Origin of the sequence: Nocardioides jiangxiensis, assembly GCF_030580915.1 — a bacterium.
Taxonomy (GTDB): domain Bacteria; phylum Actinomycetota; class Actinomycetes; order Propionibacteriales; family Nocardioidaceae; genus Nocardioides; species Nocardioides jiangxiensis.
The window spans coordinates 2,089,776-2,104,505 of sequence record NZ_JAUQTA010000001.1 but is presented as its reverse complement, the minus strand read 5'-3'; the positions used below and the strand labels follow the sequence as shown (position 1 = coordinate 2,104,505).

At 72.3% G+C, this 14,730-nt stretch carries 11 protein-coding genes; 6 read left to right on the top strand and 5 right to left on the bottom strand.

Translation table 11 applies throughout. The features are described 5' to 3' along the window. Window positions 1-3: 3 nt before the first annotated feature. On the bottom strand, window positions 4-1,065 hold the full coding sequence (hemE, locus tag Q5722_RS10280) for a uroporphyrinogen decarboxylase (protein ID WP_305028113.1): 1,062 nt from the start codon (window positions 1,063-1,065) through the stop codon (window positions 4-6). A 71-nt stretch (window positions 1,066-1,136) separates the two neighbouring features. Here hemE and Q5722_RS10275 point away from each other — a divergent pair, with 71 nt between their 5' ends. Both Q5722_RS10275 and Q5722_RS10270 read left to right on the top strand, forming a co-directional pair. After that, complete coding sequence (locus Q5722_RS10275) at window positions 1,137-1,736, top strand: DUF3000 domain-containing protein (RefSeq protein WP_305028112.1); 600 nt, start codon at window positions 1,137-1,139, stop codon at window positions 1,734-1,736. A gap of 2 nt (window positions 1,737-1,738) precedes the next feature. Then, a complete protein-coding gene (locus Q5722_RS10270) occupies window positions 1,739-3,016 on the top strand; it encodes an HRDC domain-containing protein (RefSeq protein ID WP_305028111.1) in 1,278 nt (425 codons plus the stop codon). A gap of 36 nt (window positions 3,017-3,052) precedes the next feature. On the opposite strand, the gene Q5722_RS10265 is transcribed toward Q5722_RS10270, so the two are convergent. The 4 genes from Q5722_RS10265 to hrpA form a co-directional block, all read right to left on the bottom strand. After that, on the bottom strand, window positions 3,053-4,408 hold the full coding sequence (locus tag Q5722_RS10265) for an ABC transporter substrate-binding protein (protein WP_305028110.1): 1,356 nt from the start codon (window positions 4,406-4,408) through the stop codon (window positions 3,053-3,055). A 64-nt stretch (window positions 4,409-4,472) separates the two neighbouring features. Next, window positions 4,473-4,865, bottom strand: coding sequence for a type II toxin-antitoxin system PemK/MazF family toxin (locus tag Q5722_RS10260; protein ID WP_305028109.1), 393 nt, complete (start codon window positions 4,863-4,865; stop codon window positions 4,473-4,475). Window positions 4,866-5,067: 202 nt separating this feature from the next. Next, entirely contained in the window at window positions 5,068-5,628 is a 561-nt protein-coding gene (locus Q5722_RS10255) for a hypothetical protein (RefSeq protein WP_305028108.1), read from the bottom strand. Between the two features lie 20 nt (window positions 5,629-5,648). Next, a complete protein-coding gene (gene hrpA, locus Q5722_RS10250; protein ID WP_305028107.1) occupies window positions 5,649-9,482 on the bottom strand; it encodes an ATP-dependent RNA helicase HrpA in 3,834 nt (1,277 codons plus the stop codon). A 186-nt stretch (window positions 9,483-9,668) separates the two neighbouring features. On the opposite strand from hrpA, the gene Q5722_RS10245 reads away from it, so the two are divergent. From Q5722_RS10245 to Q5722_RS10230, 4 genes are all read left to right on the top strand, one after another. Next, window positions 9,669-11,117, top strand: coding sequence for an FAD-dependent oxidoreductase (locus Q5722_RS10245; protein ID WP_305028106.1), 1,449 nt, complete (start codon window positions 9,669-9,671; stop codon window positions 11,115-11,117). A gap of 75 nt (window positions 11,118-11,192) precedes the next feature. Beyond that, complete coding sequence (locus Q5722_RS10240) at window positions 11,193-11,507, top strand: hypothetical protein (protein ID WP_305028105.1); 315 nt, start codon at window positions 11,193-11,195, stop codon at window positions 11,505-11,507. A gap of 1 nt (window position 11,508) precedes the next feature. After that, window positions 11,509-13,548: a glycosyltransferase family 39 protein gene (locus Q5722_RS10235; RefSeq protein WP_305028104.1), complete on the top strand. Its 2,040-nt coding sequence runs from the start codon at window positions 11,509-11,511 to the stop codon at window positions 13,546-13,548. Next, entirely contained in the window at window positions 13,545-14,729 is a 1,185-nt protein-coding gene (locus tag Q5722_RS10230) for a bifunctional glycosyltransferase family 2/GtrA family protein (protein ID WP_305028103.1), read from the top strand. Before Q5722_RS10235 ends, Q5722_RS10230 begins: the two co-directional genes overlap by 4 nt. The last annotated feature ends 1 nt before the right edge of the window (window position 14,730 follow it).

Below are 14,730 nucleotides of genomic sequence, written 5' to 3'. Positions count from 1 at the left end.
GGGTCAGCCCCGCGGGTACGCGTGGACGAAGTCGGTCAGCTTCGCCAGCTGGTCCGGGTTGGTCGACGGGATGACGCCGTGGCCGAGGTTGAAGATGTGGCCCTTCGCCGCCTTGCCGGCCTCGATCACCTCGGCGGCCCGGGCGAACATCACCTCGTCGGGCGCGAAGACCAGCGTGTTGTCGAGGTTGCCCTGGACGCCGCGGTCCGGGCCGATCCGCTTGATGCCGTCCTCGAACTTCACGCGCCAGTCGACGCCGACGACATCCGCGCCCGCGTCGCCCATCAGGTCGAGCAGCTCCCCGGAGTTCACGCCGAAGTGGATCCTCGGCACACCGGTCTCGCCGATCTGGGCGAGCACACGCGCCGAGTAGGGCTGCACGAAGCTGACGTAGTCGTCACGGTTGACGGCACCGGCCCAGGAATCGAAGAGCTGCACGGCCGAGGCGCCGGCCGCTACCTGCACCTCGAGGAAGCCGGCGGAGATCTGGGCGATCTTCTGCATCAGGGCGTCCCACACCTCGGGGGCGCCGAACATCATCGCCTTGGTCTTCGCGTACTCCCGCGACGGACCGCCCTCGACCAGGTAGCTCGCCACGGTGAACGGCGCGCCGGCGAAGCCGATCAGCGGGGTCGTGCCGAGCTCGGCGACGAGGTTCTGCACTGCCTGCGTGATGAACGGCAGGTGCTCCGGCGCGAGGTCCGGGATCGCCTCGACGTCGGCAAGGGTGCGCACCGGCTTCGCGACGACCGGGCCGACGCCCGGCTTGATGTCGAGGTCGACGCCGACGGCCTTGAGCGGCAGGACGATGTCGGAGAAGAAGATGGCCGCGTCGACGCCGTAGCGACGGACCGGCTGGAGGGTGATCTCGGTGATCAGGTCCGCGTCCATGCAGGACTCGAGCATCCCGATGCCCTCACGGACCTTGAGGTACTCCGGCAGCGAGCGACCCGCCTGCCGCATGAACCAGACCGGCGTGTGCGGCACGGACTCACCGCGGGCGGCCCGGAGGAAAGCGGAGTCGTACGCCGGGTTCGCGGGCGTGGCGGAAGTCGTGGGGGTCACAGGGCAATCCTCGCAGGTGACGCGGCGTGGCAGGGCATCGACGAGGTGTGACCAGTCCTACGCTGGGCCGCATGGTCGTCCGTCAGGAGACGCCCCCGACGCAGGGCGCGCCACTTCAGCCCGAGGAGTTCCGGCTCGCCGTGGCGAGCATGCGGTCCGCGAAGCTGCGCAGCGAGGTCTTCTGCGAGGACATGCCGGCGCCGCAGCGGATCGCGCCGTACGCCGCCGCGCTGAGTGCCGACGTGACCGTCGACGAGGAGGACCTCGGCACCGGCCGGATCATCCTGCTGCACGATCCGGCGGGCAACGACGCCTGGGACGGCACCTACCGCTGCGTCGCCTACGCGCGCGCCGAGATCGACCCGACGATGATCACCGACCCCCTGCTGGCCGAGGTCGGCTGGGCCTGGCTGACCGAGGCACTGGAGGCCCACGGGGCGTCGTTCCACGCCGCGTCGGGCACGGTGACGCGGGTCGCCACCGAGAGCTTCGGCGGCATGGCCGAGGACGAGGGGTCGGCGCAGCTCGAGATCCGTGCGTCCTGGACCCCCGACACGCTCGACATCGCCTCCCATGTCGAGGCCTGGGCCGAGCTGCTCTGCACCGCCGTCGGCCTGGAACCGGTCCCCGAGGGCGTCACCGCCATGCCGAGTCGACGAGGGCAGCGCTGAGCGTGACTGACTCCGAGCCCACCACGGGCACCCCCGGCGCCGATGACGAGATCGTCGAGGCCGCACCAGCTCCCCTGCTGACGCTGCGCGACGGCCTCACCCCGGTCATCGAGACCGATGAGGCGCTGACCGCCTACGCCGCCGCGCTCGCCGCCGGCACCGGGCCGGTCGCGATCGACGCCGAACGCGCCTCCGGCTACCGCTACTCCGCGCGCGCCTACCTGGTGCAGCTGCGCCGGGAGGGGGCCGGCACCGCCCTGGTCGACCCGATCGGCCTCGACATGGCGCCACTCATCGCCGCGCTCGAGGGCACCGAGTGGATCCTGCACGCGGCGACACAGGACCTCGCCTGTCTCGCGGAGATCGGCCTCCGCCCGGCATCGCTCTTCGACACCGAGCTCGCCGGTCGCCTCCTCGGCTACCCGCGCGTCGGCCTGGCCACCCTGGTGGAGGAGCTGCTCGGCCAGCGCATGCGCAAGGAGCACTCGGCCGCCGACTGGTCGAAGCGCCCCCTGCCCGAGTCCTGGCTCGAGTACGCCGCCCTCGACGTCGAGGTCCTCGTCGAGCTGCGCGCCCTCATGGCCACTGCCCTCGAGGAGGCCGGCAAGGCGGAGTGGGCACGCCAGGAGTTCGAGCACCTGCTCGGCTTCACCCCGACCGTGCGCGTCGACCCGTGGCGCCGCACGTCGCAGATGCACCGGGTCCGGAGCCGCCACGGCCTGGCCGCGGTCAAGCTGCTCTGGGAGGCGCGCAACGAGATCGCCGCCGAGCGGGACGTGACCCCCGGCAAGATCATCCCCGACTCCGCGATCGTCGAGGCCGCCATCGCGATGCCGCACGACCGCGCTGCCCTCCTGGCGATCAAGGGCTTCCACGGCCGCGGCGCGGAGCGCTACTCGACCCGCTGGGTGGCGGCGATCCGCGAGGCCGCGGCACTGCCGGAGTCGGCGCTGCCACCCCGGACCCTGCGCGGCGACGGCCCGCCGGTCCCCCGTGCCTGGGCCGAGAAGGACCCCGTCGCGGCCCGACGCCTGGCCATCGCCCGTGACGCGATCACCGCCCTCGGCGAGAAGGTCAACACCCCCGTCGAGCAGCTGCTCACCCCTGACTTCCTCCGTCGCCTGCTGTGGACCCCGCCGCGCACGCGTCAGCCCGAGGAGCTGCTGGACGCCGTCGGCGAGCAGCTCGCGGCGTACGGCGCCCGGCCCTGGCAGGTCGAGCTGACCGCACCACTGCTGCGCGACGCGATCATCGCCGGCGACGTCGAACCGCCTGCCTGAGCATGGGCAGCGGGCCCTCCGTGGTGGGCCCGGAGGTCAGCTGGTCGCGGATGCCGTGGGCGTCGGCGAGGTCGACGGCGCCGGAGGCGACAGGACTGCCTTCGACTCCTCGTCGATCTTCTTCGCCAGCCCCTCGATGTCGATCACGCGGTTGTAGAAGAGCTGGTAGATGTCGCTGTGGACGGCCTTCTCGAGCGCCGGCCAGCCGTCGATCAGCGGCAGGGTCACGATGTCCTTGACCGAGCGGTTGAAGACGTAGGCGTGCGCCGGCATCCGGTCCTTCTGCAGGAACGCGTCGGACTCGGAGACCGCGGTGTTGGTCGGGACCATGTAGCCGGCGGCAGCCACCTGGCTGACCGCGTCCTTGCCGATGGCGTGGACGACGAAGTCGGCCGCAGCGCTGGTGTTGACCGCCTTCGCCGAGATGCACAGGCCACTCGCGTCGCCGACCGTGCGGTCGTCGGGCAGGGCCGGCATCGGCATCACGTCGAAGCTGAGGCCCGGGGTCTTGCGCAGCTCGGGCGTCAGGGTGCGGAAGCCGGCGATCATCGCGAGCTTGCCGTCCTTGAACATCTGCAGGGCGCTGGAGGAACGCAGCTGGCGCGGCGTCGGCGTGACCGCACCCTGGCGCAGCAGCTCCATCGCCTTGGTCAGCGCATCGAGGCTGCTGCCCGACTCGAGGTCGAGGCGCGACGGCTCGCGGTCATCGTCGAAGAGCGAACCGCCGCCGGAGTACACGAACGGTGCGATGCCGAGCAGCGAGGGGTCGATGTAGACGCCCTTCGCCCCGTAGCGGCTGCCGAACTTCGCCGCCGCGGCGAACTGGTCCCACGTCCAGGTCGCGTGGCTCGTGGGCGCCGGCAGCTTCTCCTCCTGCATCTCGGAGAAGTCGACGAGGTTGGTGTTGTAGTACATGACCATCGGCGAGATGCCGTACGGCATGCACTCGAGGTGCTCGTCGTGGGAGAAGGCCCGGATGCTGTCGCGCTTGTAGTCATCGGTGAAGTCGACTCCGCGCGAGTCGAGGAGCTCGTCGATGTGCTGGTTGAGCCCGGCCTCGACGACGGCGCTCAGGTCGCGCCGCGACATCAGGAAGACGTCGGGGACGTGGCCCGCCTGCAGCCGCCGCACGGCGGCATCCGCACTGGCGACCTCGACCAGGCTCACCTTCACGTCGGGGTTCGCGACGTTGTAGCTCTGCACCATCGCGCGGTAGGCCTTTACCTCCGCGGGGGCGCCGTAGGCGAGGAAGGAGATCTTCGTCGGTGCACCCGTCGGGGTGCCGCTGGCACTCGTCGCGGACGGCGTCGGCTGCGGCGACGCGTCAGAGGAACAACCGGCAACGACCGTGGCGACGACCGTCGTCGCAGCCACCAGAACCGAACGCCTCACGGCCGCAGGCCTCCTCATCAGGTCATCGAGTAGAGCGCGCACCACCCTAGCGGGCACGAGGTCGTCAGACAGGGGCGTCAGGTGTGAGGTACGGCGCGGCCGCCGCGACCACCGCGGCGAAGACCTCGGGGGCGAGCGCCGCACCCTCCCGGCGTACGGCCGAGGCCGGCAGGCGGAGCAGACGGTCCAGCCGGACCTCGCTCGGGCGGCCGCGGTGGTCCCACGGCCCGGTGCCGACGTCCATCCAGTGCCGGCCGACGGAGGCCTCCTGGGCCTCGTCGCGGTCGTGGTCCTTCGACGTCATCGGCAGCGCGAGCCAGGAGTCACCCTCGCGCGCCAGCACGACGACCGGACGGTCCTTGCCGCGTGTCGGGTCCTCCTCGTACGGGACCCAGGCCCAGACGACCTCACCCGGGTCGGGCCCGCCGTCTGCCTCGGGTGCGTAGATGGGCTCCACGTCACGACCTTAGGGCGTGGCCGCATGCCGGGCGCTGACCTACACTTCTCTGGTGCGCCGGGCCGTGGCAGCCCCGGGTCCCAAAATCAGCCGCTGCGAGCGGCCACGCGCCGTGAGGCGCTCCCGGTCCGGCGCACACACACCGCCGAGACGGGGCCTGTGCCGAGACGAGGCCCGTGCCGAGACGAGGACCGTGCCGCGCTCAGGCCAGGCCGTGGTCGAGCTCGATGTGCGCGGCGGCCTCGAGCTGCTCGCTGAGGGTGAGGATCGCGCTGTCGTTGCCGCGACCGAGGGCAGCCCGGCCCACCGCGACCACCCGGGAGAACGCCGCAGCGCGCAGCAGCACGTCGGCGAAGTCCGTGCGGACGATGCCCCGCAGGACGTCGTCGACCATCAGCCGCACCTCGTCGGGGCCGGGCGGTTCGGAGACACCGGCGACGACCCGGGCGACCTCGGCGACACGGTGGCCGGCGTCGTACTCCTCGGCGGCGGAGAGCGGCGCGGCGTGCACCCATCCGCGGAGCAGGTAGAGCCGCCACAGGCATCCGGCGAGCGTGTGGGCGGGCGCGTGGGACCAGAGCTCGGCGAGCGTCTCCATGCCTTCGGTGTCGGCGAGCGTGAGGACACGCTGTGCGGTCACCTCGTCGCCCGCTGCCCGGGCGCCGCGCACCAGGACGGCCGCCGCCACCTCGGCGGCCTCGGTCACTGCCGCCGGGTCGATGCCGCGCTCGATCGCGTCGAAGAACCGGTCGCCGGGAAACATCGGGCGATGGTGCTGTCGGCTCATCCGAGCGCCTTCCTGATCCGCGCGTCGCTGACAGGGAAGGCCGTGCCGTACTGCTGCGCCCACAGGGAGACGCGGTACTCCTCCAGCATCCAGCCGACCTGGCGCAGCTGCTCCCCCGGCGGACGGCCGTCGGGCAGGGCCGCGAGCCGGTGCAGGTAGGCCTCCTGCAGGTCGCCGATGGTGTCCATGAGCTGGCGGTCGCGGGTGACCTGCGCCTCCAGCTTCTCGCGGCGCTGCTGGAGCGCCATCAGCTGCACCGGCATCCGGCGCAGCCAGGCCGTGCCCTTCTCCGCCACGAAGCCCCTGTGGACGAGGCGCGCGAGCTGGGCCTTCATGTCGGTGAGCGCGGGCAGGGTGGTCATGTCAGCCCTACCCGAGAGGAGGCGGTCGACCGTGCGCGTTGCTTCCAGCACCCGCATCACGTCGTCGAGCACGGCGCGGATGCGGGCCTCGAGGTCGCCACCCGCGGCGGCCTTCAGCGCGGCGTACTCCTCGGGGGTGCGGACGGGCGGCCGGGCGTCGACGTGCTGCTGGAGCACGGCGGCCCGGCAGTCCTCGAGCAGCTCGGCGACGGTCGGGTACGGCGAGCCCGCCAGCGCGAGCTTCTCCAGGTTGCCGAAGCCGTCGACGATCTTCTTCGTCGGGTCGGGCAGCTCGAGCTGCAGCAGGCGGCGTACGCCGAGGCGGTGACGGGCGAGCTGCTCGTCCTCGGAACCGTAGACCTGCAGTCCGACGGTGCTGCCCTCGTCGACGAGCGCCGGGAAGCCGCGGACCTCGTGGCCGGCGCGCGTCTGGGTGAAGGACTTCTCGATGACGTCGAAGGTCCAGCCGGTCTGCCCGGTGACGCTGATGCCGGACTGCTCGGCGACCTCGGCCATGGCGGCTGCGAACTTCGGGCGCAGCGGCGCCTTGAGCGCCTCGAGGTCCTTGCCACGCCCCTGCTCGCGCCCCTTCTCGTCGACGACGCGGTAGGTCGGCTTGAGGTGGTCGGGCACCTTCGACCAGTCCCAGGCGTCGCGTGGCACGACGACCCCGACGGTGGCGCGGACGTGTCGCTCGAGGGCGTCCAGCAGCGGCTCCTCACCCGGCGGCACGGCGTCGAGGAAGGCGCGGGCGTGGTTCGGGGCCGGCACCAGGCTCACCCGGAGCTGCTTGGGCAGGCTGCGGATCAGGGAGGTCACGAGCTCCTCGCGCAGGCCCGGGACCAGCCAGGAGAACTCCTCGGCCTCGACCCGGTTCAGGGTCGCGAGCGGCACGTCGATGGTGAGGCCGTCATCCTTCGCACCGGGCTCGAAGTGGTAGCCGATGCTGAAGGTGAGACCGCCCTCGCTTCCCTGCCACTCGGTCGGGAAGTCGCTCGCCGCGACCTCCCCTGCCGTGTCGTGGGTGAGCATCGACGGGTCGAAGGTGAGCAGCTTCGGGTCGCGCTGGCGCGCCTGCTTCCACCACGTGTCGAAGTGCGCGCCACTGACGCACTCCTTGCCGACGCGTGCGTCGTAGAAGTCGAAGAGGGTGTGCTCGTCGACCACGATGTCGCGGCGACGGGCGCGGTGCTCGAGCTCCTCGGCCTCCTCGAGCAGGCGCTTGTTCTCGGCCATGAAGCGGTGCCGGGTGTGCCACTCGCCGTAGACGAGGGCGTGCCGGATGAAGAGCTCGCGACTCAGCTCGGGGTCGATCTTCCCGTAGTTGACGGGACGGTCGGCGACCAGCGGGACGCCGTACAGCGTGACCTTCTCGTACGCCGTGACGGCCGCCCGCTTCCGCGACCAGCGCGGCTCGGAGTAGCTGCGCTTGACCAGGTGGCCGCCGAGCCGCTCGGCCCACTCGGGCTTGATCGCGGCGTTCTGCCGGGCCCAGAGGCGACCGGTCTCGACCAGCTCGCCGGCCATCAGGAACTGCGGGCTGGAGCCCTTGAGCGAGGAGCCCGGGAAGATCGCGAAGCGGGTGCCGCGCGCGCCGAGGTACTCCCGCGGGCCGGGCCGCTTGCCCTTGGCGACGTCCTTCTTCTCCCGCTCCTCCAGGGCGCCGATGTGCGAGAGCAGGCCGGAGAGCAGCGCCTGGTGGATGCCATCGGCGTCGGGCACGTCGGCGGGACGCCCGATGTCGACCTTCATCTCCTTGGCCACCTGGCGTAGCTGGGACTCGAAGTCCTGCCACTCCCGGACGCGGAGGTAGTTGAGGAACTCGTCGCGGCACATCCGGCGGAAGGCCGACGAGCCCATCTCGCGCTGCGAGGTCCTGAGGTGGTTCCAGAGCTGCAGCCAGGCCAGGAAGTCCGAGCCCTCGACCTTGAAGCGGGCGTGCAGCTGCGCCGCCCGCGCCTGCTCGGCCGGCCGGTCGTCACCCGGACGCTCCCGGGGGTCCTGGAGGGACAGGGCCGCCGCGATGACGAGGACCTCGCGCACGCAGCCGAGCCGCTCGGCCTCGAGGATCATCCGGCCCAGGCGCGGGTCCAGGGGCAGCCGCGCGAGCCGCTGCCCGAGGCGGGTCAGCCGCGGTCCCTGCTGGCGCCCGTCGGCGCTGACCGAACCGGCCGTGGACAGCGCACCCAGCTCCTCGAGCAGCTGCACGCCCGCCTGCACGTTGCGCGAGTCGGGCTTCTCCACGAACGGGAAGCGGGAGATGTCACCGAGGCGCAGCGAGGCCATCTGCAGGATGACGCTGGCCAGGTTCGTGCGCAGGATCTCGGGGTCGGTGAACTCCGGCCGTCCGAGGAAGTCCTCCTCGGAGTAGAGCCGGATCGCGATGCCCTCGGAGACGCGGCCGCAGCGACCGGACCGCTGGTTGGCGCTGGCTTGGCTGATCGGCTCGATCGGCAGGCGCTGCACCTTGGTGCGGGCGGAGTAGCGGGAGATGCGCGCGACGCCGGCGTCGACGACGTACTTGATGCCGGGGACGGTCAGGGACGTCTCGGCGACGTTCGTGGAGAGGACGATGCGGCGGCCCGTGTGCGGTGCGAAGACCTTGTGCTGGTCGGCCGCGGAGAGCCGCGAGAAGAGCGGGACGATCTCGACCAGGCCCCGCTTGTCGTCCTTCCGGACACCCAGCGCCGCGGCCAACGCGTCCGCGGTGTCGCGGATCTCCCGCTCGCCCGGCAGGAAGCAGAGGATGTCGCCGGGGCCTTCGGCGGAGAGCTCCTTCACGGCGGCGACGATGGCCTCGGTCTGGTCCCGGACGACCGGCTCGCCCTCGGCGTCGAGGTCCTCCGCCATCAGCGGCCGGTAGCGGACCTCGACCGGGAAGGTGCGACCGGAGACCTCGACCACGGGGGCGGGCTCGCCCGTGCGCGGGTCGGCGAAGTGGTGGGCGAACCGCTCCACGTCGATCGTCGCGGAGGTGACGATGACCTTGAGGTCGGGGCGCTGCGGCAGCAGCCGCTTGAGGTAGCCGAGCAGGAAGTCGATGTTGAGCGACCGCTCGTGCGCCTCATCGATGATGATCGTGTCGTACTTCTCCAGCTTGCGGTCGCGCTGCATCTCCGCGAGCAGGATTCCGTCGGTCATGAGCTTGACCCGGCTGCTCGCCGAGGTGCGGTCGGTGAAGCGGACCTGGTAGCCGACGACGTCTCCGAGCTCCGTGCCGAGCTCCTCGGCGATGCGCTCCGCGACCGACCGCGCGGCGATGCGACGCGGCTGGGTGTGGCCGATCAGCTTGCCGTCGCGGCCGCCCTGCCCCCGCCCCAGCTCGAGGCAGATCTTCGGCAGCTGGGTGGTCTTGCCCGAACCCGTCTCGCCGGCGACGACGACGACCTGGTGGTCGCGGATCGCCGCCGCGATGTCGTCGCGGCGGGCACTGACCGGCAGGTCCGGGTAGGTGATGGAGAGAGTCACAGCGCGCCCATTCTCCCGTACGCCGCCAGTGGGTTTCGCCGCCGCGCCCCTGCCGCGCCGCCGATGCGCAGGTTTCTGGGCGCACGCACCTACGTACGTGTCGGCAGCGCCTCCGGGCTGGAGAACGGGCCGGTCAGGGGTCGCGGCCTCTGGCGCTCGGGCGCCGCGGCGCCCTAGCGTCATTTCATGGCACAAACCGGACATCGAGACGTGATCGTCCTCGGCGCCGGCATCGCCGGCCTCAACGCACTCTCCGTCGCGACGGACGTCCTCGGCCCGGCCGGTCGCGCCCTCCTGGTCGAGCGCCGCCCCCAGCCCGGCGGCATGTGGAACGACACCTACGACTACGTGCGGCTGCACCAGCCGCACGGGTTCTTCACGGCTGGAAACATCCCGTGGACCCAGGGCCACCCGCGCGAGCACCTCGCCACGCGCGCAGAAGTCCTCGCGCACATGGCGTACTGCCTCGAGGTGTGCCGGTCCCGGAGCCAGGTCGAGACCCGCTTCGGCTGGGAGTACGTGGCGCACGCGGAGCACGACGAGCTGGTGGAGGTGACGCTGCGCGCTCCCGACGGGAGCCTGGACACCGTGACGTGCGACCGCCTCGTCAAGGCCTTCGGGTACGACGTCCAGGCGAAGCCGCCGTTCGAGGTGTCCAGCGGGGCGGTGCGGTCGATCTCCCCCAACGATCACGGGATGAAGACGGGCGCCATCGCCCGCGACCAGGCGCCGGTCTGGATCATCGGCGGTGGCAAGTCGGGCATGGACGCGGCGCTTGCCCTGCTCGAGGAGCAGCCCGGCCGCGACGTACGCATGCTGGTGGGCGGCGGCACGGCGTTCCTCTCCCGGGACGTGTGGTTCCCGACCGGCGCGCGACGCTGGGTGGCCACGCGGCCCAACCAGCAGGGCATCGCGTACACGCTCCACTTCGACGGGAGCAACGAGGAGGAGGTGCAGCAGTGGCTGCTCCGCGGCAGCGGACTCTCCCCCGTCGACCACCCGCGCGACTTCCTCCTGGGCCTGATGAGCCGCGCCGAGGCGGACACCCTTCGCACCGGGGTCGCGGAGTTCGTGAAGGACTACCTCGTCGACGTCGTCGACGGTCCCGACGGGCCGCTCCTGCAGCTGCGCTCAGGCGCGCAGCGGCCGGTGCCGGCCGGGACCTGGCTGGTGAACTGCACGGGCTACCTCGCCCGGGAGGAGATCCCCTACGAGCCGTTCGTCTCCGCGAGCGGCCGCGTCGTGTCCATCAACCCCCGCTCGGCACTGACCCACCTGACGACGTTCGCGAGCTACTTCCTGACGCACGCGCTGATGCGCGGCCTGCTCCCCCTGCCCGATCTCTACGAGGTCGACATGGTGGCGGGCACGAAGGAGGCGAAGGCCGCGGGCGGCGTCCTCGCGCTCACCGCGACGCTCTACAACATCAGCGTCTTCTTCGACGCGCTCCCGATGTCGGTCTTCCTCAACAACAGGCTCGACTTCGACGGCTGGCTCCCGCCGGCCCGGGTCGCGGCGGGTTCGCTGCGCTTCATGGCAACGCACCACCGCGTCCGCGCGCGGCACCGCGCCGCACTCGACGCGTTCGGCGCCCGTGGCATCCGCTCCGGCCCCCTCTCGCCCGACCGGGCGTAGCCCGGCCCGCCACTCACAGGCGGAGCACAGCCAGGTCAGGGGAACCGCCTGACTTCGCTCGCGACCGTCGGGGCCATGAGCGACTACTCCCCTCCTCTCCCCGACCAGAAGACCCTGCGCTGGCGCGACCGGCTGTTCGGCTGGCGCGCCGTCGCGGCCACCACCCTCGCCTCGGTGATCCTCGGCAGTGCCGGCGGCGCCGCCCTCGCCGCAGCCGCCGACGGCAGCGGCAACGACCGCAGAGGCTTCCCCGGCCGGGGGCAGTTCCCCGCCAACGGGCAGCTGCCCGGCGGCCTCACCGGAGGCCAGAACCAGACCGGCCACCTCCCCCCGGGCGTCCCCGGCAAGCTGCCCGCCACGCTCCCCCGCAGCACCGACGAGGAGGCCTGACATGACCGCCGTCCTCCCCGCAGCCGAGCCCACCAGGCCCGGCACCCGTGCATCCACCCCACCCCGCCGGCGTACGACGGAGCGCGCGACGCTGCTGGGCCTGCTCGCCGCGACTGCCCTGCTCTACCTCTGGGGCCTGGGCGAGTCCGGCTGGGCCAACTCCTTCTACGCCGCTGCGGCCCAGGCGGGGTCAGAGTCGTGGAAGGCGTTCTTCTACGGCTCCTCCGACGCGGCGAGCTCGATCACCGTCGACAAGACCCCGCTGTCGCTGTGGCCGATGGCGCTCAGCATCCGGGTCTTCGGACTCAGCTCCTGGAGTCTCCTCGTCCCGCAGGCGCTCGAGGGCGTCGCGGCCGTCGCCCTGCTCCATGCCACCGTGAAGCGCGCGACCGGCAGCCACCTCGCCGGACTCCTCGCCGGCGCGGTGCTCGCACTGACCCCCGTCGCCGTGCTCATGTTCCGGTTCGACAACCCCGACGCCCTGCTCGTCCTGCTGATGATCGGCGCCGTGCACGCCACGCTGCGGGCGACCGAGTCGCCACGCGCCGTGCGCTGGCTGGTGCTCGGTGGCGGCCTGGTCGGCCTGGCGTACCTCACCAAGATGCTGCAGGCGTTCCTGGTGCTACCCGCGCTGGCGCTGACCTATCTGCTCTTCGCCCCCGCGACCGTGACCGCCGGCCGGCGCATCCTGCACCTGTTGGGCGCGTTCGGCGCGATGATCGCCGCCGCCGGCTGGTGGATCGCGATCGTCGAGCTGGTCCCGGCCAGCATGCGCCCCTGGATCGGCGGCTCGCAGGGCAACTCGATCCTCGAGCTGACCCTCGGCTACAACGGCCTGGGCCGACTGAGCGGCAACGAGACCGGCTCGGTCGGCGGCGGCAGGGGCGGCGGCACCTCGATGTGGGGCTCGACCGGCCTGTTCCGCCTCTTCGACAGCGAGAACGGCGCGCAGGGCTCGTGGCTCCTTCCCGCTGCGCTGCTCCTCGCGACCGCGACCCTCGCTCTCGCCGTCCCGCGCGTCGCCCGGATGCTGCACCTCGCACCGCTCCCCCGTCGTACGGCGGCAGCCGCGACCGTCTGGGCGGGCTGGCTGGCCGTCACCTGGCTGACGTTCAGCTTCATGGCAGGCATCTTCCACGCCTACTACGCCGTCGCCCTTGCTCCCGCGGTCGCGGCCAGCGTCGCCATCGGCGCGCACGTGCTGTGGACCCGCCGCGACCACCTCGTGGCCAGCGGGCTCCTCGCAGCGACCACGGCACTCTCCAGCGTGTGGGCGTTCGAGCTGCTCGGGCGCACCGACTGGCAGCCGTGGCTGCGCTGGGTCGTCCTCGTCGGCGGCATCGGCAGCGCGCTCGCCCTCGGCGCGGTGCGCCTCGCCGGCCGCTGGGCGCCGGTCGTCGCTGCAGTCGCGATCGCCGCGGTCCTCGCCGGGCCGTCGGCGTACTCGCTGTCGACGGCGGCCACGCCGCACACCGGCTCGATCCCGACCGCCGGGCCGGAAGGCGCGGGCGGCGCAGGCGGTCCCGGCGGCGCCATGCGCGGCCGGATGGGCACCCCGCCGGGCGTGCCCGGGGCGGGCCCCACCGGCCAGGGCGGCCCGACCGGCCAGCAGGGCATGCCGTTCCCGGGTGCCACGGAGGGCGGGGGGATGGGCGGCGCCGCGGGCGGGCTGCTGAACAGCAGCACGCCGAGCACGGCGCTCACCAGGCTGCTGCTCGCGGATGCCGACCAGTACACCTGGGTCGCGGCGGCCGTCGGCTCCAACTCCGCGAGCGGCTACCAGCTCGCCACGGAGAAGCCGGTCATGCCGATCGGCGGCTTCAACGGCTCCGACCCCAGCCCGACCCTCGCTGCGTTCAAGCAGCTCGTCGCCGACGGCGAGGTGCACTGGTTCATCGCCGGCGGCATGGGCACGGGTGCGGGCAGCCAGACCGGCGGCTCCACGGCCTCGAGCCAGATCGCCAGCTGGGTGAGCAGCACGTTCGCGGCGACCACGGTCGACGGCGTGACGCTCTACGACCTCACGCAGGCAGCGTCATGAGCGCGCTCGAGTCACCGGCCACCGAGCCGGTCGTCGAGTGGGTGATCCCGGTCCACAACGAGGAGGTGGCCCTGCCGGCCGCGGTCGAGCGGCTCACCGCGGCACTGCGCGCCTTCCCGTGGGTCTGGCGGATCACCATCGCCGACAACGCCAGCACGGACGCGACGCCGCTGGTCGCACGACACCTCGCGCGTCAGTACGACGGCGTCTCGGTGCTCACCCTCCCCGAGAAGGGACGGGGCCGCGCGCTGAAGCGGGCGTGGTCGGGTTCGGACGCCGACGTCGTCGCCTACATGGACGTCGACCTCTCGACCGACCTCAACGCCCTCGTCCCGCTCGTCGCACCCCTGCTGAGCGGTCACTCGGACCTCGCGATCGGCTCGCGCCTCCACCGGAGCTCACGGGTCACCCGCGGGGCGAAGCGGGAGCTCGTCTCGCGCAGCTACAACGTGCTGCTGAGAGGCACGCTCCGCGCCCGGTTCAGCGATGCCCAGTGCGGCTTCAAGGCGGTACGCCGCGACGTCGCCGACGTCCTCCTCCCGCTGGTGGAGGACGACGCCTGGTTCTTCGACACCGAGCTGCTGGTGCTGGCCGAGCGGACCGGCCTGCGGATCCACGAGGTGCCGGTGGACTGGGTGGACGACCCCGACTCCCGGGTCGACATCGTCCAGACCGCCGTCGACGACCTCAAGGGGATGGGCCGCCTCGGCTGGAACCTCCTCGCCGGCCGGCTGCCCCTCGCCGACGTCCGGGCGCAGCTCGACGTCCGGGGCCGCAGCGGCCGTCTCGGCAACCAGCTGGGCCTCTTCGCGCTCGTCGGGGTGGCCAGCACGCTGGCCTACGCGCTCCTCTTCCTGCTCCTGCGGCAGCTCGTGCCGGCCCAGGGAGCCAACGCGCTGGCGCTCGGGCTGACGGCCGTGGTCAACACCGCCGCCAACCGGCACCTGACCTTCGGCGTACGCGGGCGGGAGTCGCTGGCCGCGCACCACGGCCAGGGGCTCCTCGTGTTCGGCGTCGGGCTGCTGCTCACCAGCGGTGCACTGGTGGTCCTCGACGCGACGGCGCCGACCGCGCCGCACACGGTCGAGATCACCGTGCTGACGGTGGCCAACCTGGTGGCGACGGGGCTGCGGTTCGTGGCGATGCGGTGGTGGATCTTCCGGCCGGCGTCCACGGTGTGAC

Bases quoted from the DNA above. Each gene is read 5' to 3' on its own strand.
- Q5722_RS10275 (WP_305028112.1), top strand. From the start codon at position 1,137: ATGGTCGTCCGTCAGGAGACGCCCCCGACGCAGGGCGCGCCACTTCAG.
- Q5722_RS10255 (WP_305028108.1), bottom strand. From the start codon at position 5,628: ATGTTTCCCGGCGACCGGTTCTTCGACGCGATCGAGCGCGGCATCGAC.
- Q5722_RS10245 (WP_305028106.1), top strand. From the start codon at position 9,669: ATGGCACAAACCGGACATCGAGACGTGATCGTCCTCGGCGCCGGCATC.
- Q5722_RS10240 (WP_305028105.1), top strand. From the start codon at position 11,193: ATGAGCGACTACTCCCCTCCTCTCCCCGACCAGAAGACCCTGCGCTGG.
- Q5722_RS10235 (WP_305028104.1), top strand. From the start codon at position 11,509: ATGACCGCCGTCCTCCCCGCAGCCGAGCCCACCAGGCCCGGCACCCGT.
- Q5722_RS10230 (WP_305028103.1), top strand. From the start codon at position 13,545: ATGAGCGCGCTCGAGTCACCGGCCACCGAGCCGGTCGTCGAGTGGGTG.